The organism is Halobacillus locisalis, assembly GCF_013694105.1.
GTDB classification, from domain to species: Bacteria; Bacillota; Bacilli; order Bacillales; family Halobacillaceae; genus Halobacillus; species Halobacillus locisalis.
Genome location: NZ_JACEFG010000001.1, coordinates 1,000,866 through 1,020,493, shown reverse-complemented (window position 1 = coordinate 1,020,493; position 19,628 = coordinate 1,000,866). Strand labels below are relative to the sequence as shown.

Here is a 19,628-nt window from a genome sequence, read left to right as displayed (position 1 = left end):
ATCATGGCACAAATGACAATGATTCAAGCCATCACAGACGCGATGCGCACAGAACTTAAAAACGACGAAAACGTGCTCGTATACGGTGAAGACGTTGGTCAAAACGGTGGAGTATTCCGTGCGACAGAGGGTCTTCAAAAAGAATTCGGCGAAGATCGTGTATTTGATACACCTTTAGCTGAGTCCGGAATCGGCGGTATGTCAATCGGTCTTGCATTGACTGGCTTCCGTCCAGTTCCAGAAATCCAGTTCTTCGGATTTGTATACGAAGTTATGGATGCAATCAGTGGTCAAATGGCTCGTTACCGTTACCGTTCTGGTGGTACTCGTCAAATGCCGATTACGGTTCGTTCTCCTTTCGGTGGTGGCGTTCATACACCTGAACTACACGCAGATAGCCTTGAAGGACTTATGGCTCAACAACCTGGTCTTCGTGTTGTTATCCCATCAAATCCTTACGATGCAAAAGGATTGTTGATCTCTTCAATCCGTAATAATGATCCCGTTATCTTCTTGGAGCACATGAAGCTTTATCGCTCATTCCGTGAGGAAGTTCCAGAAGAAGAATATACAGTTGAACTAGACAAAGCTACGGTTAAACGTGAAGGTACAGATGTCACGCTAGTTGCTTATGGTGCAATGGTTCATTCTAGCCTTAAAGCTGCAGAAGAACTTGAAAAAGACGGCGTCAGTGCAGAAGTCATTGACCTTCGTACAGTAAGCCCAGTTGACTACGAGACGATCCTTGAGTCTGTTAAGAAAACAAACCGTGCTGTAGTCGTTCAAGAAGCACAGAAGTCAGCGGGTATTGCAGCAAGCGTTGCCGCTGAAATCCAAGAGAAAGCGATTCTGCACTTAGAAGCACCGGTTCTTCGTGTAGCCGCTCCAGATACAGTTTACGCGTTCACTCAAGCAGAGGAAGTTTGGTTGCCAAACCATAACACCATCGTTGAAAAAGTTAACGCAGTGATGAACTTTTAATCATCTCTAAAAATAGGAGGTAATAACCGTGGCGTTTGAATTTAAACTACCTGATATCGGTGAAGGTATCCATGAAGGTGAAATAGCAAAGTGGTTCGTCAAACCTGGCGAGGAAGTAAAGGAAGACGACGTACTTTGTGAAGTGCAAAATGACAAAGCCGTTGTTGAAATTCCTTCTCAAGTTGATGGAACGGTAAAAGAAATCCATGTAGACGAAGGCGAAACAACAACAGTTGGAACAGTCATCATTACGATTGACGACGGTTCCGAAGACTCAGGTGATTCTGGAGAAGAAACGAAGGAAGAGCCTAAGGAAGAAAAACAGGAAGCTCCAAAAGAAGAAGCTTCTAAAGAAGAAACAAAATCAGAGCAGCCAGCTGCTCAAGCAGACGAAGCAGATGTAGATGAGGACAAACGTGTCATTGCTATGCCGTCTGTACGTAAGTTTGCTCGTGATAACGATGTAGATATCCGCAAAGTGCAAGGATCAGGCAAGAATGGCCGTATCGTGAAAGAAGACGTTGAAAGCTTCTTGAATGGTGGTCAAACTGAAACGGCTTCTGAGGCACCTTCTCAAGAACAAGAGGAATCTCAAGAATCCACTTCTTCACAACAAGCAGTACCTGCTGGTGAAGAATTCCCAGAAACTCGTGAGAAGATGAGCGGAATCCGTAAGGCGATCGCTAAAGCTATGGTTAATTCCAAGCACACAGCTCCTCACGTAACGTTAATGGACGAAGTAGATGTTTCTGAGCTAGTTTCTCATCGTAAGAAGTTCAAGGCTGTAGCAGCTGAGCAAGACATCAAGCTGACATACCTTCCTTACGTTGTAAAAGCTCTCGTATCAGCCATTAAGAAGTTCCCAGTACTAAATACTTCTGTGGATGACAATACGGATGAAATTATTCAAAAACACTATTATAATATTGGTATCGCAGCAGATACAGATAAAGGCCTAATGGTTCCTGTCGTAAAAGAAGCAGACCGTAAGTCTATCTTCGGTATCTCTGATGAGATCAACCAACTTGCTGTGAAAGCTCGTGACGGTAAACTATCATCTGCAGAAATGAAAGGTGCTTCCACGACGATCACAAATATCGGCTCTGCCGGTGGACAGTGGTTCACTCCAGTAATCAACCACCCTGAAGTTGCTATTCTTGGTATTGGTCGTATCGCTGAGAAACCAGTTGTCCGTGATGGTGAAATAGTTGTTGCTCCAGTTCTTGCGATTTCTCTAAGCTTCGACCACCGTATTATCGATGGCGCGACAGCTCAGCACGCAATGAACCACATCAAGCGTTTACTGAACGATCCACAACTAATTATGATGGAGGCGTAAAGTATGGTAGTAGGAGATTTTCCAATTGAACTAGATACGTTAGTCGTAGGTGCGGGTCCTGGTGGTTATGTAGCTGCCATCCGTGCCGCTCAAACGGGTCAAAAAGTTACCATCGTCGATAAAGGCAACCTAGGAGGCGTTTGCTTAAACGTAGGCTGTGTACCTTCTAAGGCGCTGATTCAAGCGGGGCATCGTTATGAACACGCCAAAGGATCCGACGACATGGGCATTCAGTCTGAGAATACGACTGTCGACTTTTCCAAAGTGCAAGAATGGAAAGGAAGCGTCGTGAACAAACTTACAGGCGGTGTAGAAGGCCTACTTAAAGGAAACAAAGTAGACATCGTCAAAGGCGAAGTTTACTTCGTCGATAAGAACACTGTACGTGTTATGGATGATAAGAACTCCCAAACGTACACGTTCAACAACTGTATTATTGGTACAGGTTCTCGTCCAATTGAAATTCCGAACTTCAAGTTCTCCGACAGAGTTCTTGATTCAACAGGTGCACTTGAACTTCAAGAGATTCCGAAGAAAATGGTTGTCATCGGTGGCGGATATATTGGTACAGAGCTAGGTACAGCTTATGCCAACTTCGACACAGAAGTAACCATTCTTGAAGGTACAAAAAATATCCTTGGCGGCTTCGAGAAGCAAATGTCTTCTCTAGTTAAGAAACGTCTGAAGAAAAAAGGCGTAGATGTCGTAACAGAAGCTATGGCTCAAGGTGTAGAAGAGCGTGAAGACGGTGTAACCGTAACGTATGAAGTAAAAGGCGAAAAGCAAACAATAGATGCTGATTACGTACTTGTAACGGTCGGTCGCCGTCCGAATACAGATGAAATCGGTCTTGAAGAGCTAGGCATCGAGATGAGTGATAAGGGTCTTATCAATATCGATAAGCAATGCCGTACAAGTATTGATAACATCTATGCGATCGGTGATATCGTTGAAGGACCACCTCTTGCTCACAAAGCTTCTTATGAGGCGAAAGTCGCTGCGGAGGCGATTGCTGGTGAGAAGACAGAGATTGATTACCACGGTATTCCTGCTGTAGTCTTCTCTGATCCCGAACTTGCTTCTGTCGGCTATTCCGAGCAAGAAGCGAAGGATGCTGGTTATGAAGTTAACGCATCTAAATTCCCATTCGGAGCCAACGGTCGTGCGCTTTCTCTTAACGACAGTGACGGTTTCTTGAAACTAATCACACGCAAGGATGATGACCTTGTGATTGGCGCTCAAATCGCTGGACCGAACGCTAGTGATATGATCGCTGAGTTAGGACTTGCAATCGAAGCTGGAATGACAGCTGAAGATCTTGCCCTAACTATTCATGCTCATCCAACGCTTGGTGAGATTACAATGGAAGCTGCAGAAGTAGCAATCGGTCAGCCGATCCACATTGTAAAATAACACAAAAAAAGAGTCGTCCACTTAGGGCGGCTCTTTTTTTGTATGGGCTTATTGATTTATGGAAAGATAAACAAAAGGAGGGATAAAGGATGAAGGACAAAAACAAGAAGCACAAAAGCAAACAGGAGTTAAAAGCGTTGAAAAGAGAAAAGGGCGAGCAAGAAGGCAAGGCGACCAACAAAGGGACTGAGTAATGAAAAGAGGCTTGCTTTTTTAGCAAGCCTCTTTTCGTCATTTATCATATAGCTCAAGTTCTAAATTGGATCTTTAATGCTAAAGTGTATAATTAAAAGGATACAGAACGTTCGAGTTCTGATAAAATTTGATCACTTGTATTGCTGCCTTGTATGCTTGTGATGACTTTTCCTCGTTTTTTTATGACTAGCGCAGGAAGAGAGTCTTCAGATAGCTTGATTTGATCAGTTCTTGCTGTGGATTGCTTGAACTGAAAACGCTCGACTTTTGACGATTTTGTTCTCCAGTCGAGGAGAGCGGTTAAGTACTGATTCGCTTCATTATTTTGGTTTTTTGTCGTATAAAGAAATAATTCATATTCAGATTCTGCAGCACTCAATACTTCCACGTCTTTCGATTGAGGGAGACAACCAGCTAACAATATAATGACTATGATGGCAAAAGAAATTCGATAATACATGTACACTCCACTCCCTTTTCTTTGACTGCAATCTCAGTCTAACAAACGGAAGGCAGGAATCTGCTATTGTTAACAAATTGTTACATAAATGAAAGGCTAGTGTTTTACTGTTAATGACATTGTTAATTCAATCACTTCTCTGTAAAATGCTGTATCTTAAATCAAGTGATGTAAATATTTAAATGAACTTGACTGTGTCGTGCACCACACAGTTTATAGTTAAGACAGGGGAGGAACATGTATAAAATTAGTGAATTTGTAGAACTAACAGGACTAAGCAAAGAAACGCTCCGGTATTACTCAAAAGTCGGACTCCTTGAACCGGCTTATGTAGATCCTAATAATAACTACCGCTATTATGATGATGGTAGTTACTTTTTAGCCTTATTATTAGGGAAATTACGAGGGTTTGGATTTACGATCCAAGAGATGATTACGGTGATGAACGATGAATCATTTGCACATTTGGAGGAATTGTTAGTAGATAAAAAGATGAAAATTCATGAACACATCATGGAACTTCAATTACGGGCAAAGGAAATTGAAGAATTTTTGCAATCAGGAAGGGAGAGAGACGATGATTTCATGGAAAGAGATAAGAAAGATTGACTCACCTATCGAAACAGTTTGGAAATTATTTTTAGACGAAAATATAAAAATAATCATGCCTAAGGTGGAAAGTCACGAGATTATTGAAAAAAATGAACATGAAATAGGAGCAAAACACCGACAGACTTATAGAGAAGGGAAGCGTCTGGAGACATATACGGTTGAGACCTTGGATTACGTGAATGAACCTCACTTCAAACGAAAGCAACAAAGGTTCGTGTTAGGGAAAGCATTCGAGATTAACCTGATCTACAGCTTATATAAGCAAGGTGAGAGTCAAACCGATTTTGTTTATGAAGGTACCAATAAAGGAGTCAATTTCATTGGACATGCCATGTTGAAATTAGGAAATGAAAAAAGTAATAAGAAAGTCGTTGATGAATTCATGGATCGTGTCGAAAAAGAAGCGTTGAACACAAACAGATAGCATTAACATGGATTTTTCCGCCCAACGTGTCAACTAATGAAAACCCAAAAGGAAAATATGAGTTCTGTCACACGATAGAAAAGACGTTGGCAGCTTCTTGACGCTCTTGTAAGAACTCCATGTCTTGTATAGCTAAAAGTCGCTGAGAATGCCTCTGAGGGAAGATGGACATATTTGAGCAATGTTTTTTAATCGCAGTCATCTTAATAGCCATAACGAAATATTAGGAGTTGAGAGATTCGCTTCGCCAGATATAAGTAAAGATGAGTGGGATCCCACTCATCTTTTTAAGTATATATAATCGGACATATGCTATTCTTAGCATGAGTCCATTTACTTGCTGTAACGTTGAATGATACTGCGAAGTTGTTCTGCTACTTTGAAGGAGTTTTCAAGTTCAGATTTAGTGAAGGAAATCCTAGCTTTACTCTCATCCATCTCTAAGGCCTCGGCAAATAACCCCCCAAGCCCGCGTGCTCGTCTGTCCACTTCTAATATGACATCAATTTTATTCTCATCCAAGAAGAAAATAGCTTCAAGTTCATCTAAGTAGGCACGAAATTCTCCTCCTGGTTGAAATTCGAATTCCTGAACGTATCCGCACTTTTTGGAGTATTCCATATCTACCTTTCTTACATGGAATCCGATATGGTCGAGAGCATCTAATACTGTTTGGACATAGGGATGGGGTGCAATGGTAATAGGATCACGATCTTGTGGGTCAAGAGCCATTGGAATGTCCAATCCTGTTTCAAACCAAATCGGTAGACGACCAGCGGATGCAGGAACCTTGTAAGGGATGTGGATTGAAAAAGGGATTTCCTTCGTTTCACCTGCAGCGATCAACACATCTTGCGTAATCGGATACTTCTGAAGGGAAACCTTTTCTTTGATTTTTTTATCATTCACTTCCCTTAAAGCTTCAGTCATTAAAAACAAGTGAATGGCATCAATGGATTGGTCCACGTCTCCTCCTGTGATGACAATTTTGCCCTGCACGTCTTCGCCGGGAATGAATTGATCTTTTTCCAATTGCGTATCGACCTTGGCTGCACCGATACCTATGCTTGCTAACAATTTTTTAAACATGAAAATCCTCCTTTTGATACTATATACGAGTAGGTGAGTAAAAAGGATTCAAAAAAACAGCGACCTAAGCTTTAGGTCGCTGTTTTTAATACGTTATTTTTTCTTCTTCAAATCGACTTTTTTAGCATCTTCACTAAACTGCTTGTAAAGAGAGAAACAAATCAGAATCATAATAAAGGTAAACGGGAAGGCTGCAATAATCGCTGCAGTCTGGAGGGCACCTAAGCCACCTGTCCAAAGTAGAACAGCTGCAGCGCCAGCTTGAATAACACCCCAAGTGAATTTGACTTGGTTTTTTGGATTCAAGCTACCGTTTGTTGTTTGCATACCAAGTACGAAGGTAGCTGAGTCGGCTGACGTTATGAAGAACGTACTGATCAGTAGCAATCCGATAACGGACATGACTCCACCTAGAGGAACATGTTCTAGCATGGAGAACAAGGCAACTTCTGTACCAAGTTCACTCATATCAGCATTGATATTAATTCCATTGAAATACTCAAGGAAGATAGTTGTACCACCGAACACAGAGAACCAAAGAGCTCCAAATACTGTTGGAACTAAAAGTACACCCAAGATGAACTCACGGATTGTACGTCCCCTAGATACACGGGCGATAAAGGTACCAACGAATGGCGCCCAGGAAATCCACCAAGCCCAGTAGAAGATCGTCCAACCTTGAACCCAAGAGTTATCCTCTGCAAATGGCGTCATGCGGAAGCTCATATAAGGTAAATCACGAATATATGAACCAAAACTTGTTGTAAAGTAGTCCATAATAAAGTTTGTTGGTCCTGCAAATAAAAGGAAGACCATAAGAAGTAAGGCTAATACAACGTTCGTATTACTTAAGTACTTAATCCCTTTATTCAAACCAGTCATAGCTGAAATCATGAACAAGATTGTTACGACTACGATAATAATTAATTGTAATGTGAAAGTATCTTGCAGACCATCAATGGTGAAAGCTAGTCCACTTGAAATTTGCAAGGCACCTAAACCGAGTGATGTTGCTACACCGAAGATTGTTGCGAACACAGCGATGGAATCGACTAGTGTTCCAATAGGTCCTTTGACTCGCTCTTCACCTAAAACTGGTGTTAAAGCAGCACTAATGACACCAGGTGCGTCTTTTCTGAACTTGAAGTAAGCTAAAGCTAAAGCTAATACTGCGTAAATCGCCCAAGGGTGGAATCCCCAGTGGAAGAAGCTGTACTTCATGGAAGATTGCGCGGCTTCCTCACTAGTCGGTTCCATACCTGGAATTGGTGGAGTGTGGAAGTGCGATAACGGTTCGGCTGCCCCCCAGAAGACCAGTCCGATTCCCATACCAGCACTGAATAACATGGCAAACCACGTAATGTATGGATATTCAGGCTTATCGTCCGGTTTACCCAGTTTAAGTTTTCCGTATTTGGAGAAAACGAGGTATATAGCGAAGATTAGAAAGCCTGTTGCAGAGAGTAAGTAAAACCATCCAAATTTGTCGGTTAGAAATCCTTGAATTAGCGTTGTAACATTAGATAAATTTGCACTGCCAAGCACTTCTTTTGGGATGACGCCCCAAATGATAAAAAGTGCAGCGGCTACGACAGAAATATAAAATACTTTTGTAACTTGATTCATGAATATCATCCCTTCTATTTAATTTTCGTGCGCCCATCCATTCCTTTATGTTACATAACAATCTTGAACCATTTGCTTCCTTTTAGCCGACATGTTCTGAAGTTCTTCTAAAACATCATGGAAACAGAGCAATTCATATATAAGAATCGTCTGTGGTGGTAACTGATGCCGGTAATGGCTTTTTGTCTGAACATGTTGTTCTTTCCATTTCCAGAACATGTGATCGAGCTGTTCAACTCTTTGGAATTGTTTCTCACTTATGGAATGGGTAGGGTCTTCTAATACCTGGACATAATTTTCAGTTATAGTCAGGAGAAGGTCTTTTTCTTCTTCGGAAAAATCAGATGATTGCGCTTTGACATATTGAAGGTTACCAAGATGGTAAACAATTTGCTGCAATGCTCCTAGCTTTTTCTGGGAAAACTGGAACGCTTGCATTTCCTCCGTTGTATGTCTGTGATACTTCCACTCTTCTCGCTGATATTGAGATAACTGATATGTTCTTTCCAAGTGAGCGGTCAACTGTCTGTATGACCTTTGAATGGCTCGGTTTTTCTCTTTAGATTCTGCGACTGTTTCCGAAATTATTCGCTCCAATAGACGACTTGACTGATTATACAGAGCATTTATGTTTCTGTAAATCATCGGCGAATAATTGGGAGGTAAAAGGAAGAAATTAACAAGAGTTGAAACGATGATACCAATAGATGTTGTACCCAATCTTGTGAAGAACGAAACAAAATATTGATCTTGAAAGTCGGGAATCATAGCGGTAGCCGTTATTGTAGCGACTAAAATTCCGTCCTCTAGCTTCAGTTTATGACAGACAGCAATCGTAATCATAGCAGCGAGGGCAAAGGTGAGTGCGCCTTTACCGAATATCCCATAAAAAGTAGTCGCAAGTAATGCTCCAATCGCCGATGCAGGAAACCGCACGACCGCTTTTTTTATAGAATCCGCAGCTGTATGTTCAATCGTAACAATCGCAGTAATGACGGCAAATATAATAGGTAAGTTAAAAAAACCACAGATGAGTGCTGTGAAAAACACGGAAATCCCTGTTTTTAATGTTCGACCACCAAACAGTTTGAATTTTTTGAGCGAGTCAATCATCTTCATCACCTGTCTAAGTATACGTCATTATGAAGCCACGGTTTGTTATTATATAATAAATTGGCCAAAAACGATAGAAAAAATCCAAATCTGCTTTTATAATAGAGAATGGAAATACATAACAGTGGAGGGACATCTATGATGAAAAACATGATGATCAGCTTGCTTCTTATTTTCCTGCTTGCAGCTTGTAGCAATGCTGAAAGTGAAGAGAATATTGAAGGAACCGAACCAGAAAAGACGGAAGCAGAAGTAGTAGACGAAGGAGAAGAGGCATCAGAAGAAAAAACAGAACAAAAAGAGGATGAAGAGGAAACAAAGGAAGAGAAAACCGATGAGGAAGCTGAAACAGAGGAGACGGTTCAAGAACCTCAGTACAAACTTGGAACTAACTGGGCTTTTGAACCGATTGGTGATGCGAATCCGAAGGTTGCTTTATTGACAATTGATGATGCTCCAGAAAAGTTTGGGGTAGAGATGGCTAAAAAGCTGAAAGAGTTGAATGCTCCTGCTATTTTCTTTGTAAATGGTCACTTTATTGATACAGAAGAAGAAAAGGCGATGTTGAAAGAGATACATGATATGGGATTTGCCATTGGAAACCATACCCATTCGCATGCATCGCTTCCTGATTTAACAGAAGAGCAACAGCGGACAGAAATCGTCGGGTTGAACGACCAAATTGAGAAAATCACAGGTGAACGTCCGGAATTCTTCCGGGCACCATTCGGTCAAAATACAGATTTCTCTAAACAATTGGCTGAACAAGAGAATATGTTGGTAATGAACTGGACTTACGGATACGACTGGAATAAGGAGTATATGGAAGCAAGTAAAATTGCTGATATTATGGTGAATACAGAGCTGTTAAACAACGGAGCGAACTTATTGATGCATGATCGTGAGTGGACAAATAACGCTTTGCCAGAGATAGTTGAAGGACTTCGTGGCAAAGGATATGAGTTATTGGACCCTGCTCTTATCCAAACACCATAAGCTTACAAAAAAGGTAGCTGACAATTCAGCTACCTTTTTTTATGTCTTCACCCTAAAACGCCTCCGTATCCTGTAGTTTATTAACGTGATGCCTTATAGTGGCTGATCAGGCTGCTGTGAGAGGGTTGCTTTTCTTTGTTCTCGCGACGGTTCTACATGGTTCGGCTCACGCATATTGATAATAAGTGGGGAATTTATTAGTGTGTCACATTTTTAAATAAGTTATACTTTTGGGGTTGATTTTTTGAATGTGACCTATTAAAATGAAGTTACACTGAAAGCGATTACAAAAAATGAGGAGTGGATGTTAATGGGTACTATCGTTTGCCAAGACTGTCAGAAAGTAATTGAACACTACGAAAACGAAAAGGTTTCTACTCTTTACAGCACCTGTCCGACATGCCATACATCAAAAGATCAATAGAAAAAATCCCCGTCGCTCTAAAGCGACGGGGATTTTTTAGATTTATTGAAAAGCTCTCTGTTCTCTAATGACATGAATAGTTTCTAGCGTGTCATCCTCGGGGCCCTGTACAGGTAACCCTGCTTCTATATTTTCATGAATATACCTGATATTCTCATCTGTAATGATTTCCCCGGGAATAAAAATCGGGATGCCAGGTGGATAAACCATTACAAATTCTGCACTGATTCGTCCGACGGCTTTTGTTAATTGAACAACCTCTGTTGAGGCGTAAAAAGCATCTCTCGGAGAGAGAGATAATACAGGGATATCTGGTACTTTCACAGTGATTTCTTTGTCTTCGTATGAAGTTTCACACTGCTCGGATAACGAGGTTAAAGCCTGAATCAAGTGCTGTACCTCTTTTTCGCTGTCTCCAGGAGTGATTAAACACAATAGGTTGTAGAGGTCGGATAGTTCGACTTCAATATTATGATTTTCCCGGAGCCACACTTCAGCGTCATAGCCTGTAATCCCTAAATTCTTCACAGAAATAATCAACTTTGTTGGATCGTATCCGTAGGTTGCATCACTTCCTAATAACTCATCACCAGGACAATACAGATGAGGAATGCTGTTGATGCGCTCTCTCGCTGAATCTGCAAGGTAGAGTGCTTGGTCAAGTAACTTCTCCCCATTGACTGCTAAATGGCGGCGGGCAGTGTCTAGAGATGCCAGTAAGAGATAAGATGTTGACGTTGTCGTTAGCATCGATAAAATGGTCTGAACACGTTCATGCGAAACTAGGCCTTCTTTTAAATTCAGGACAGAGCTTTGAGTCAAAGACCCTCCTAACTTATGAACGCTTGTTGCGGCTAAATCAGCACCTGCTTGCATTGCGGATAAAGGCAAACGGTCGTGGAAGTGAATGTGCACACCGTGTGCTTCGTCTACGAGGACAGGAATATCAAACGAATGAGCGATATCGACAATCTTTGTTAAATCTGCAGTTATCCCGAAGTAAGTAGGGTTAATGACAAGAACCCCTTTAGCATCCGGATGAGCTTCACAAGCTCTCTGAACGGCATGAGGGGTGATCCCATGGGAAATCCCTAATCGTTCATCTAACTCTGGGTGAATGAATACCGGTTTTGCACCTGAAAAGATAATGGCTGTAGTTATGGATTTATGGACGTTTCTAGGAACTATAATTTTATCACCAGGCTGGCATACACTCATAATCATCGTCATGATCGCACCTGAGGTCCCTTGCACGGAGAAGAACGTGTAATCTGCTCCGAAAGCTGCTGCAGCTAAGTCTTGAGCTTCTTTGATCATTCCGTGAGGGTGATGGAGGTCATCCAGCGGTTCGATATTAATTAAATCGATAGATAATGCTGATTCACCTAAAAAATCTCTATATTCTGGGTCCATCCCTTTTCCCGTTTTGTGGCCTGGTATATGAAATTGGGTCGGCTTTTTTGCCGCATGTTTTTTTAATCCCGTAAAAAGGGGAGTTTCTGTCTGGTTCATTCTGTTTCAGCACCTCTTTAAAAGTTGAAAGCAAGTGAATTATAGCAGAGTGTCACCTAACTTGCTAGTTCTTTTTCTTCTATGCTTATTAGTATCGATCCTAGTTCGCTCATGGTAAGATGTCGGTAAAAGGAGGGGTAGGATGAAGTGGGAAACTCCAGTGACTAGACTATTAGGGATTCGCTATCCAATCATACAAGGTGGCCTCGCGCATTTGGCTTATTCTGAATTGGCATCGGCAGTGTCGAATGCAGGAGGGCTTGGTCAATTGACAGCCATGAGTATGAAAGGGCCAGATGAGCTTAAGCAGGAAATACAAGAAGTACGACGCAAGACCAAATGCCCGTTCGGTGTAAATTTCGCGATTGGCCAACATGGCAGACCATTTGAGGATATGGTACAAGTGGCAATAGATGAAAAAGTTCAGGTGGTCAGTGTGACTGGTGGAAATCCGAAGCCTGTTTTAGATATGGTCAAAGGTACGGCAATAAAGACACTAGTATTAGTAGCGGCAAGGCGCCAAGCTGAAAAGGCTGAAGAGTTGGGCGCAGATGCAGTTATGGTCGTAGGACATGAAGGAGGCGGTCATTTAGGTCGTGATGATGTAGGGACACTCGTCCTGACCCCTCAAGTGGTGGATTCTGTCTCTGTTCCTGTTATAGCGTCGGGTGGTATCGGAGATGGAAGGGGTTTGATGGCAGCTTTGTCACTAGGAGCGGATGGGATTGAAATGGGAACACGATTCATTGCAACTAAGGAATGTTCTCTAGCTGGTGATGCTTATAAGCAAGCGCTCATCGATGCAAATGAATCCTCCACATCCGTCATTAAACGAAGCTTGAAGACACCCGCAAGAGCATTGAAAAATTCGTGGACAGATGAAATCCTTGCTTTAGAGGATGAGGGTGTCGGGTTTGAAGGCTTAAAAAGCTATATTGACGGGAAAGCGAACAAATCTTATATTTATGAAGGCAAAGAAGGTTTTGGTTGGGCTGGACAAGTTGCTGCTCGGATCCAAGATGTTCCAACTGTGTCAGAACTCATAACAAGGATGATAGGGGAAGCGGAACAAATCCGTGCGAGTTGGTCATAATGATACATAAGGAGGTTGAATCATGAGTTATTCTTATCCGATTGATGAACAGTACTGGTCTAAGGAAGAGATTATTGATGTTGTCAACTTTTATTCGATGATTGAAGAGGCGTATGAGAAAGGAGTAAGCCGGGACGACTTGATGCTTGCTTATACACGTTTCAAACAAATCGTTCCTTCTAAAAGCGAAGAGAAAAAGTTGACTAGTCAGTTTGAAAAAGAATCCGGTTATTCCAGTTATCGAACAATTAAAGAAGCAAAAAAAGCACATCCAGGCGAAAGAATCAAAATGAACCTATAACTTAAAAGCCGCCATTTGAGGCGGCTTTTGTTTTTTATAATTGTTTTGTGTAACGGTATAGAGGCTCGAGCGTTTCGAAGGTTTCCTTACATAATTGTATGAATGCTTCAGGGTCTTTTAAACGCTCGTCGTTTCTTTCGATAGTTTGTCCACAAAGGATTTCTGCTTTTTTGACTGATTGTAAACGATTTGTCATGGAAATGAACTTCTCTTCATCCACTTCTTTGTGGGGAATCGATTCGGGTTTCGTATGATCTATGGACCAGGAGAAGTGTGCTGGAATATGTTCTAGCACTTCTTTGCGGTGTTCATCCAACTCTTTGGCAAAGTCTTCTTTTATCGGACTTTCATAAATTACGGCGAACCAGATGAATACGTGTGTTTCCCAAATTCCAACTTGGAAGTGAGGTAACTTCTTATACCCTCGCTTGCTAGGGGCGAGGGCTGCCCACGTGTCACTTGGTGGATTTGTTTTTCTGCGGGCGTGTTTAGCGACGTGGACGAACATTTCATCCCCTGTCAAGGCTGTCACATCCGCTGAAAGCTCAGTCGTAATCGCTTCAAGTTTAGGTGAGATCTGCTCTCTTAATACTTCCATGCGGTTTTCTAGACCAGGTATGGAGAAAACGTCGAAATCCTTCTGTGTAAATCCTTGAAATGTAGACATGGTATCAACTCCTAGATAAACTACCTAATATTTTACCACAGAATAAAAACCAGTCTAAACAATGTGTTCTGGGCGTTTGAACCTATGAAAAATGGGTTAAATATAAGTAATCTATAAGAAACTTATGTCGCGTTGAACACATATATATATAGTAAGGATCAGAAAGGGAGGAATGACAATGAAACATGTCATGGAAGCGTTACGTAAACGAGAAGCTGAAGAGAAGCTCCCGGTCATCCGTATGGAAATTGATTACGAGCTGGTCACTTTACATGATGCCATGCTTGCCGGGGACAAAGAGCAAATGCTAAGAAGCAAAAGAAGGCTTTCGGCTTTACGTAAACAATTGATTGAATGGTCTGTGTAAACACGAGCCACACTAAGGTAGCTCGTGTTTTTTTTTGTCATTATTCTCTTTCTTTTGATACGATAAATAGTAAGTTGAATTAAAGGAGCCAAAATGAATGGACAAGCAATTGAGAAATTCAATCTTTCACCAAGCTAAATCATGGATCTTAGAAGCTGGAGAGCGAATCCGTGAGAACATCGATGCACCAAGATCTATTGAAACAAAATCAAACCCTAACGATTTAGTTACAGAGATGGATCAGCAAACCGAACAATTTTTTGCAGAGAAAATTAAAGAGGACTATCCCGAGCATTATTTATTGGGGGAAGAAGGGTTCGGAGACGACATCGAAGCTTTAGATGGAACGGTATGGATTGTAGATCCCATAGATGGCACGATGAACTTTGTCCACCAGAAAAGGAACTTCGCTATTTCCATTGGTATCTATCATGATGGTATAGGGGAAATCGGGCTCATTTATAACGTCATGGAGGATGTTCTTTACTCAGCCAAAAGAGGGGAAGGGGCCTATAAGAATCGAATGGAACTTCCGACATTGAATAAAGAGCGTCCTCTAAACCAATCGATATTAGCTCTGAATACGACATGGATGATTCCAGAGAATCCCCATATTGAACATAAGGGTATGCAAGATTTGGTGAAAAAAATCCGTAGCACACGTTCCTATGGGTCAGCAGCATTAGAATTTGCTTTTGTAGCTGAAGGGATTCTTGACGGCTACTTAACGATGACTCTTATGCCATGGGATTTTGCAGCTGGGGCGATTCTTGTTGAAGAAGTCGGAGGTGTCGTTACTCAAGCGAACAAGCAAGAGTTGGATTTGCTTAATAAATCAACCGTACTTGCAAGCCGTTCGCCGATACATGACGAAATCATTGATGATTATGTTCAATTGAAAAAAGGAAAAAGCGACAGCTAATCAAATGTCGCTTTTTCCTTTTTCATGCTTCTGTTTTCTTCAATTTTAATCCATATCCCATGATTGCAAAGCCTAGCAAGAATAAGAAGCCAGCTAGCCAAAACACTTCCTGGCCTAAAGCAAATCCGACGGAAGTAAAAGATAAAATGACAAGAATGGCTAAGAGTGTCATTGTTAAGGGTCTGTTTTTCATAAGGCTCACCTCGATTCTATGGTCATTATATATGATTTGAAGAATTAATGAAAATCTTTACGGGTGTGGCTTCTTCCCCTGTAATCTAGTATGATAAGAAGAAGAGTAGAGGTTATACGAGGAGGAGCATCATGCAAGATATGTCTACATTGCAAGTACCTACTGATCTGTGGCCAGTGGCGGACTTTTTCTTCCGAGGTCTGGGTGGCGAGGTCAATTTGAATAATGAAGATGAAGTAACCATGTTATTTCGTTCTTTCATGTTTCTATATTTAACGACTGTTATTCTCACGATTATTACATTTAAATTAGGATTTGCCCGTAAATTGCCAGTGATTAAAGCTGTCGTTGTCTATGCTGTTTTAGTAATTGGTACATTCCTTTTAACATTAATACTTGGATTGAATTTGCCTCTGCCTGAAAGTCTGGTCGTAGCAGCATTGATTCTAGGTATTTATCGCTTGCGTCTACACAGGGAAAGAGGCGGGCGAGAGAGTGAGCAGTCATAATGGAGGAGAGCTTCGCCAAAGGCGAGGCTTTTTTTGTTGATTTGAATGCTAATCGGGTTATTTTCAGTTTAGACAGATAAGGATGAGGCGTGTTGTAAGTAGAAAAAATTAAGTAAATGAAAAAAGAGCAGCGACTGCTACTCTTTTATGGTAAATGCTTTTCTTTTTTTCTTTCGCGAATGAAATTAAATTGGCCGGATTCCAACCTTTTTTTCGTGTTTTTTCCAATGCGTTCATGACAAGATTCGCACATGAACGTGTGAATGCGTCTATTTCTTAAACGCTTGGCTTGTAAACAATAACTATCGATTTTCTCGATAGTATCGCACATCACACATTGAACGCGCATACGATTCACCTCAATGTTATACAATCATTTTTTTTAGTGTAACACATATGGACGGGTTCTGTGTAATTAGTTGAAGTTACCACGTTTCATTTGGTTCTAGACAGGGAAATATAACTTACAGAAGTCAAGGAAAGGATGATACTGTGAGAAAACGTTGGATGTTTACAGCAGTCGGTGCAGTTGCCGGCGGAGCCATTGCTTACTTACTTAAAGATGAGGAAAACCGCACTAGAGTTGCCGATAAGGCGAAAAGCTTAAAAGACAACTACGTACAAAAGTCCGACTTACCTGTTGAGGAAGCAGGCAAACCTGAAGTTTCAAATTTAGAGAATGCGGATATGGTATCTGAAGGTTCTCAATTTGGTGTTCAGTATTACAACGAGCTTACCGAAAAAGAGCGGGAGATCTTAGAAAAAAGTAACAGCTAAATCCACTTCGGATTTAGCTGTTTTTCTGTCAGCGTTCTTTCGATTGTTCTTTTTCAATTTGATCAAGCTGCTTGTGATCCTCAGAGGGAATAGACTCTTGATTTGTGTTGGTTTGCGGTCGCTCATTAATTGGACCTTCTGGCATATAGCGAGCTACAATCTGACTAAGTTCATCAGTCATCGCTTCGATCGGATGTCCTTCAGAAATTTTTTGACCGACTCCACGCAGTCGCTCCACTCCATCCGCATCCGCGATGACTAGAGCTTGTTTGCCATAAGGATCGTGCTTCAATGCTTCCGCAACCGAATATTTAATGACTCCGACTCGAGACCGGTCTAAGTCTTTGTCAACATCGATGCCGACGGCTACATAGTTCCCGAGGACAATGGCTGTGGCATCATGGACATCTGGAACTTCGACAGCCGTTTTGGCTAACCTTCTTGCCACTTGTTGAGTAGTCAGGTTTTCTTTTTCGACAGGATCGGAATCCGTCACATATTTAAGATCAGAATCTGATTGGCGTTCCCTTAATAGTGACTCCTCATTATTTTGTTGGCAGGCAGCTAAAAAGATAAAGCATGCAACTATTATCAGCTTTTTCAAAATATAAGCACCACTTTTCTTCCCGTCCATTAAATTGGACTTTGGATTTATGCTCATAGTGTGTGCAGGGTTGGATAAGAATATGTAAAAGGACAGCTACGTAAGCTGCCCATTAAATTACCTTAATTCAATTTTTTTAATACCTGTTATCGGGTTGTCTCGGTTGGATCCATTCTGGAAGTATAGATGCACGGGACCGTTGTCTTGAAGAGGTTTTCCGTTCTCAGAAAACAGAAGGTAGGCATCTGCTAGCATGTCTGCATCTATTAAAACTTCCCCATGATCTGTCATAAGAGCTGCTTGCTCCACTTGGCTTGCCGGTTCGCTCGTATGAAGGAATGGTTTGATTGGCATTAGAAATGTACCATTTATGATGCGTTGTTTTTCATATCTGTTGATGCTTTTGTTGACAGGCGGGTTTAACTTTTGTTGATAAACTTCGCGATCGAATCGTAACGACTGTCGTTTCAATTCATCTTCCTCTTCATGAGAAGATTCTACTTCAGATGGTTCGAATACTTCTTTAAATGTCATTTTCCGGTCGTCAAAAATCCAGACGGTCGGGTCTAGTGTTATCGGAAATTTCACGTTTCCGCTGATTTGTACAATCATGATGGAGCCACCTTTCCAATAATTATCATCCTATTAAATAATAGCAAAAAATGAATTCGATTTCATTAAAGGAGGCCGAGTCTAGTGAAAAAAGATATTACGACAGATATTTTAGAAGAATGGCTTAACAATGTAAGGCCTTATGCGTATGACGGGCAAGTAGCCAATTATATTCCGGCATTGTCGAGACAAAATCCAGAAAACTTAGCCGTTGCCATCCACTATATAGATGGAAGTTCCGTGGAAGCAGGGGAAACAGAGGCTACGTTTACTTTGCAAAGCATATCGAAAGTTATTGCTCTGGCTTTAGCATTGATGGATAACGGGGAGGACTATGTCTTCGACCGAGTCGGTATGGAGCCGACCGGTGATCCGTTTCATTCCATTTACCGTTTAGAGAAAACACCTTCTAAACCGTTGAACCCCATGATCAACGCAGGAGCACTCGCTGTCACACATATGATACACGGGGATACTCCTGATGAAAAAGTAGGGCGTCTGCTCAGTTTTATTCATGAAATGACGGATGACAACTCGATCAGGTACGACGAGGAAGTCGCCTCTTCTGAGTTCGAAACATCGTTCCTTAACCGTTCGCTACTTTTCTATATGAAGCAACACAAAATTGTTACAGGCAGTGTAGAAGAAACCTTAGATGCCTATACGAAACAATGTGCCATCGAGGTCAATGTGTGTCAGCTTGCTAGAATTGGTGCTTTATTTGCGAATGGTGGAAAAGACCTGGATTCAGGGCGTCGGATCATCCCGAAACATTTAGCTAGAATCTGCAAAACCTTTATGGTCACATGTGGCATGTATGATGCATCAGGTTCATTTGCAATCAAGGTCGGGATTCCAGCTAAAAGTGGAGTATCAGGTTCAGTGCTTGCCTCACTTAATGATTTCGGGGGTATTGCAGTCTATGGACCAAGTCTTGATGACCGAGGAAATAGCGTCGTCGGTTTAAAATTATTAGAACTATTGTCCAATCGTTATGACTTGTCAATTTTTTAAATGAATGTACTTTCGTTTGTTGCAATTTTTCCTCCCAGACGATAATATAAGAAAAAGAAAGACTGTAAATGGAGGGGATTTTGATGTTGTCTGATGTGGCTGTGGATCATCGGGAAAAGGCCTATGCCCTTCTAAAAGCTGACGCTGATAAGATATTACGCTTAATTAAAGTTCAGATGGACAACTTGACTATGCCGCAGTGTCCACTTTATGAGGAAGTTCTAGATACACAAATGTTCGGTTTATCACGTGAAATACACTTTGCGGTGCGCTTGGATTTAATCAGCGACGAAGAAGGGAAACAACTTCTTGATAACTTAGAAAAACAATTGAACGTTCTACATGAGGCTGCTCAAAAATCATGATAGACTAGCTCAAATTGCGA

Annotated in this window: 25 protein-coding genes; 15 read left to right on the top strand and 10 right to left on the bottom strand. The window is 41.4% G+C overall.

All coding sequences use genetic code 11. The features are described from left to right. Positions 1–3 precede the first annotated feature (3 nt). The 3 genes from H0266_RS05370 to lpdA are packed head-to-tail and all read left to right on the top strand — an operon-like array spanning position 4 to position 3,733. Positions 4–981 (top strand): alpha-ketoacid dehydrogenase subunit beta, encoded by a 978-nt coding sequence (locus H0266_RS05370; RefSeq protein WP_181471336.1) that lies wholly within the window; start codon positions 4–6, stop codon positions 979–981. A 28-nt stretch (positions 982–1,009) separates the two neighbouring features. After that, on the top strand, positions 1,010–2,320 hold the full coding sequence (locus H0266_RS05365) for a 2-oxo acid dehydrogenase subunit E2 (RefSeq protein ID WP_181471335.1): 1,311 nt from the start codon (positions 1,010–1,012) through the stop codon (positions 2,318–2,320). A gap of 3 nt (positions 2,321–2,323) precedes the next feature. Further along, entirely contained in the window at positions 2,324–3,733 is a 1,410-nt protein-coding gene (lpdA, locus tag H0266_RS05360; RefSeq protein ID WP_181471334.1) for a dihydrolipoyl dehydrogenase, read from the top strand. A 286-nt stretch (positions 3,734–4,019) separates the two neighbouring features. On the opposite strand, the gene H0266_RS05355 is transcribed toward lpdA, so the two are convergent. Continuing rightward, positions 4,020–4,388, bottom strand: a complete 369-nt coding sequence (locus H0266_RS05355; protein WP_181471333.1) for a hypothetical protein — start codon at positions 4,386–4,388, stop codon at positions 4,020–4,022. A 237-nt stretch (positions 4,389–4,625) separates the two neighbouring features. On the opposite strand from H0266_RS05355, the gene H0266_RS05350 reads away from it, so the two are divergent. Both H0266_RS05350 and H0266_RS05345 read left to right on the top strand, forming a co-directional pair. Next, a complete protein-coding gene (locus H0266_RS05350) occupies positions 4,626–4,997 on the top strand; it encodes a MerR family transcriptional regulator (RefSeq protein WP_181471332.1) in 372 nt (123 codons plus the stop codon). Further along, positions 4,966–5,424: an SRPBCC family protein gene (locus tag H0266_RS05345; protein ID WP_181471331.1), complete on the top strand. Its 459-nt coding sequence runs from the start codon at positions 4,966–4,968 to the stop codon at positions 5,422–5,424. The genes H0266_RS05350 and H0266_RS05345 overlap by 32 nt, the downstream gene beginning before the upstream one ends. A 333-nt stretch (positions 5,425–5,757) precedes the next feature. On the opposite strand, the gene H0266_RS05340 is transcribed toward H0266_RS05345, so the two are convergent. From H0266_RS05340 to H0266_RS05330, 3 genes are all read right to left on the bottom strand, one after another. Beyond that, positions 5,758–6,513 (bottom strand): sporulation protein, encoded by a 756-nt coding sequence (locus H0266_RS05340; protein ID WP_181471330.1) that lies wholly within the window; start codon positions 6,511–6,513, stop codon positions 5,758–5,760. 93 nt (positions 6,514–6,606) lie between these two features. Further along, positions 6,607–8,139 (bottom strand): glycine betaine uptake BCCT transporter, encoded by a 1,533-nt coding sequence (locus tag H0266_RS05335; RefSeq protein ID WP_181471329.1) that lies wholly within the window; start codon positions 8,137–8,139, stop codon positions 6,607–6,609. A 45-nt stretch (positions 8,140–8,184) separates the two neighbouring features. After that, positions 8,185–9,258: an FUSC family protein gene (locus H0266_RS05330; RefSeq protein WP_246363627.1), complete on the bottom strand. Its 1,074-nt coding sequence runs from the start codon at positions 9,256–9,258 to the stop codon at positions 8,185–8,187. Positions 9,259–9,393: 135 nt separating this feature from the next. On the opposite strand from H0266_RS05330, the gene H0266_RS05325 reads away from it, so the two are divergent. Beyond that, on the top strand, positions 9,394–10,248 hold the full coding sequence (locus H0266_RS05325) for a polysaccharide deacetylase family protein (protein ID WP_181471732.1): 855 nt from the start codon (positions 9,394–9,396) through the stop codon (positions 10,246–10,248). A 310-nt stretch (positions 10,249–10,558) separates the two neighbouring features. Beyond that, complete coding sequence (locus tag H0266_RS05320; RefSeq protein ID WP_181471328.1) at positions 10,559–10,672, top strand: GapA-binding peptide SR1P; 114 nt, start codon at positions 10,559–10,561, stop codon at positions 10,670–10,672. A 42-nt stretch (positions 10,673–10,714) separates the two neighbouring features. On the opposite strand, the gene H0266_RS05315 is transcribed toward H0266_RS05320, so the two are convergent. Then, positions 10,715–12,184: an aminotransferase class I/II-fold pyridoxal phosphate-dependent enzyme gene (locus H0266_RS05315; protein WP_181471327.1), complete on the bottom strand. Its 1,470-nt coding sequence runs from the start codon at positions 12,182–12,184 to the stop codon at positions 10,715–10,717. A 142-nt stretch (positions 12,185–12,326) separates the two neighbouring features. Here H0266_RS05315 and H0266_RS05310 point away from each other — a divergent pair, with 142 nt between their 5' ends. Together H0266_RS05310 and H0266_RS05305 are read left to right on the top strand one after the other, a co-directional pair. Then, entirely contained in the window at positions 12,327–13,277 is a 951-nt protein-coding gene (locus tag H0266_RS05310; protein ID WP_181471326.1) for an NAD(P)H-dependent flavin oxidoreductase, read from the top strand. A 22-nt stretch (positions 13,278–13,299) separates the two neighbouring features. Further along, positions 13,300–13,578, top strand: a complete 279-nt coding sequence (locus H0266_RS05305; RefSeq protein WP_181471325.1) for a UPF0223 family protein — start codon at positions 13,300–13,302, stop codon at positions 13,576–13,578. Positions 13,579–13,612: 34 nt separating this feature from the next. On the opposite strand, the gene H0266_RS05300 is transcribed toward H0266_RS05305, so the two are convergent. Next, positions 13,613–14,245, bottom strand: a complete 633-nt coding sequence (locus H0266_RS05300) for a YktB family protein (RefSeq protein ID WP_181471324.1) — start codon at positions 14,243–14,245, stop codon at positions 13,613–13,615. A 178-nt stretch (positions 14,246–14,423) separates the two neighbouring features. Between H0266_RS05300 and H0266_RS05295 the strand changes: the two genes are divergently transcribed. Together H0266_RS05295 and H0266_RS05290 are read left to right on the top strand one after the other, a co-directional pair. Then, positions 14,424–14,612 carry a hypothetical protein gene (locus tag H0266_RS05295; RefSeq protein ID WP_181471323.1) on the top strand — a complete coding sequence of 63 codons (189 nt, stop codon included), beginning with the start codon at positions 14,424–14,426 and terminating at the stop codon, positions 14,610–14,612. A gap of 97 nt (positions 14,613–14,709) precedes the next feature. Then, positions 14,710–15,534 (top strand): inositol monophosphatase family protein, encoded by an 825-nt coding sequence (locus tag H0266_RS05290; RefSeq protein WP_181471322.1) that lies wholly within the window; start codon positions 14,710–14,712, stop codon positions 15,532–15,534. Between the two features lie 22 nt (positions 15,535–15,556). On the opposite strand, the gene H0266_RS05285 is transcribed toward H0266_RS05290, so the two are convergent. Further along, a complete protein-coding gene (locus H0266_RS05285) occupies positions 15,557–15,727 on the bottom strand; it encodes a DUF5325 family protein (RefSeq protein WP_181471321.1) in 171 nt (56 codons plus the stop codon). Positions 15,728–15,858: 131 nt separating this feature from the next. Between H0266_RS05285 and H0266_RS05280 the strand changes: the two genes are divergently transcribed. Further along, a complete protein-coding gene (locus H0266_RS05280) occupies positions 15,859–16,236 on the top strand; it encodes a YlaH-like family protein (protein WP_181471320.1) in 378 nt (125 codons plus the stop codon). 145 nt (positions 16,237–16,381) lie between these two features. Here the strand turns inward: H0266_RS05280 and H0266_RS05275 are convergent, their stop codons facing one another. Beyond that, complete coding sequence (locus tag H0266_RS05275; RefSeq protein ID WP_181471319.1) at positions 16,382–16,585, bottom strand: YlaI family protein; 204 nt, start codon at positions 16,583–16,585, stop codon at positions 16,382–16,384. A gap of 158 nt (positions 16,586–16,743) precedes the next feature. Between H0266_RS05275 and H0266_RS05270 the strand changes: the two genes are divergently transcribed. Then, positions 16,744–17,013 (top strand): YtxH domain-containing protein, encoded by a 270-nt coding sequence (locus tag H0266_RS05270; RefSeq protein ID WP_220127114.1) that lies wholly within the window; start codon positions 16,744–16,746, stop codon positions 17,011–17,013. Positions 17,014–17,041: 28 nt separating this feature from the next. On the opposite strand, the gene H0266_RS05265 is transcribed toward H0266_RS05270, so the two are convergent. Together H0266_RS05265 and H0266_RS05260 are read right to left on the bottom strand one after the other, a co-directional pair. Next, positions 17,042–17,617, bottom strand: coding sequence for a YhcN/YlaJ family sporulation lipoprotein (locus tag H0266_RS05265; protein WP_181471317.1), 576 nt, complete (start codon positions 17,615–17,617; stop codon positions 17,042–17,044). A 117-nt stretch (positions 17,618–17,734) separates the two neighbouring features. Beyond that, on the bottom strand, positions 17,735–18,229 hold the full coding sequence (locus H0266_RS05260; RefSeq protein WP_181471316.1) for a hypothetical protein: 495 nt from the start codon (positions 18,227–18,229) through the stop codon (positions 17,735–17,737). 84 nt (positions 18,230–18,313) lie between these two features. Here H0266_RS05260 and glsA point away from each other — a divergent pair, with 84 nt between their 5' ends. Continuing rightward, the gene (gene glsA / locus H0266_RS05255; protein WP_181471315.1) at positions 18,314–19,243 is read left to right on the top strand and encodes a glutaminase A; all 930 of its coding nucleotides are present in this window, start codon (positions 18,314–18,316) and stop codon (positions 19,241–19,243) included. Positions 19,244–19,326: 83 nt separating this feature from the next. Then, on the top strand, positions 19,327–19,608 hold the full coding sequence (locus H0266_RS05250) for an Fpa/YlaN family protein (protein ID WP_181471314.1): 282 nt from the start codon (positions 19,327–19,329) through the stop codon (positions 19,606–19,608). Positions 19,609–19,628 lie beyond the last annotated feature (20 nt).

Excerpts from the sequence above, each read along its gene's own strand:
- H0266_RS05290 (WP_181471322.1), top strand. The coding sequence starts at position 14,710 with ATGGACAAGCAATTGAGAAATTCAATCTTTCACCAAGCTAAATCATGG.
- H0266_RS05310 (WP_181471326.1), top strand. The coding sequence starts at position 12,327 with ATGAAGTGGGAAACTCCAGTGACTAGACTATTAGGGATTCGCTATCCA.
- H0266_RS05280 (WP_181471320.1), top strand. The coding sequence starts at position 15,859 with ATGCAAGATATGTCTACATTGCAAGTACCTACTGATCTGTGGCCAGTG.
- H0266_RS05305 (WP_181471325.1), top strand. The coding sequence starts at position 13,300 with ATGAGTTATTCTTATCCGATTGATGAACAGTACTGGTCTAAGGAAGAG.
- H0266_RS05285 (WP_181471321.1), bottom strand. The coding sequence starts at position 15,727 with ATGAAAAACAGACCCTTAACAATGACACTCTTAGCCATTCTTGTCATT.
- H0266_RS05300 (WP_181471324.1), bottom strand. The coding sequence starts at position 14,245 with ATGTCTACATTTCAAGGATTTACACAGAAGGATTTCGACGTTTTCTCC.
- H0266_RS05335 (WP_181471329.1), bottom strand. The coding sequence starts at position 8,139 with ATGAATCAAGTTACAAAAGTATTTTATATTTCTGTCGTAGCCGCTGCA.
- H0266_RS05270 (WP_220127114.1), top strand. The coding sequence starts at position 16,744 with ATGTTTACAGCAGTCGGTGCAGTTGCCGGCGGAGCCATTGCTTACTTA.
- H0266_RS05350 (WP_181471332.1), top strand. The coding sequence starts at position 4,626 with ATGTATAAAATTAGTGAATTTGTAGAACTAACAGGACTAAGCAAAGAA.
- H0266_RS05275 (WP_181471319.1), bottom strand. The coding sequence starts at position 16,585 with ATGCGCGTTCAATGTGTGATGTGCGATACTATCGAGAAAATCGATAGT.
- H0266_RS05250 (WP_181471314.1), top strand. The coding sequence starts at position 19,327 with ATGTTGTCTGATGTGGCTGTGGATCATCGGGAAAAGGCCTATGCCCTT.
- H0266_RS05315 (WP_181471327.1), bottom strand. The coding sequence starts at position 12,184 with ATGAACCAGACAGAAACTCCCCTTTTTACGGGATTAAAAAAACATGCG.
- H0266_RS05320 (WP_181471328.1), top strand. The coding sequence starts at position 10,559 with ATGGGTACTATCGTTTGCCAAGACTGTCAGAAAGTAATTGAACACTAC.
- H0266_RS05260 (WP_181471316.1), bottom strand. The coding sequence starts at position 18,229 with ATGATTGTACAAATCAGCGGAAACGTGAAATTTCCGATAACACTAGAC.
- lpdA (WP_181471334.1), top strand. The coding sequence starts at position 2,324 with ATGGTAGTAGGAGATTTTCCAATTGAACTAGATACGTTAGTCGTAGGT.
- H0266_RS05330 (WP_246363627.1), bottom strand. The coding sequence starts at position 9,258 with ATGAAGATGATTGACTCGCTCAAAAAATTCAAACTGTTTGGTGGTCGA.
- H0266_RS05295 (WP_181471323.1), top strand. The coding sequence starts at position 14,424 with ATGAAACATGTCATGGAAGCGTTACGTAAACGAGAAGCTGAAGAGAAG.
- H0266_RS05325 (WP_181471732.1), top strand. The coding sequence starts at position 9,394 with ATGAAAAACATGATGATCAGCTTGCTTCTTATTTTCCTGCTTGCAGCT.
- H0266_RS05370 (WP_181471336.1), top strand. The coding sequence starts at position 4 with ATGGCACAAATGACAATGATTCAAGCCATCACAGACGCGATGCGCACA.
- H0266_RS05355 (WP_181471333.1), bottom strand. The coding sequence starts at position 4,388 with ATGTATTATCGAATTTCTTTTGCCATCATAGTCATTATATTGTTAGCT.
- H0266_RS05345 (WP_181471331.1), top strand. The coding sequence starts at position 4,966 with ATGATTTCATGGAAAGAGATAAGAAAGATTGACTCACCTATCGAAACA.
- H0266_RS05340 (WP_181471330.1), bottom strand. The coding sequence starts at position 6,513 with ATGTTTAAAAAATTGTTAGCAAGCATAGGTATCGGTGCAGCCAAGGTC.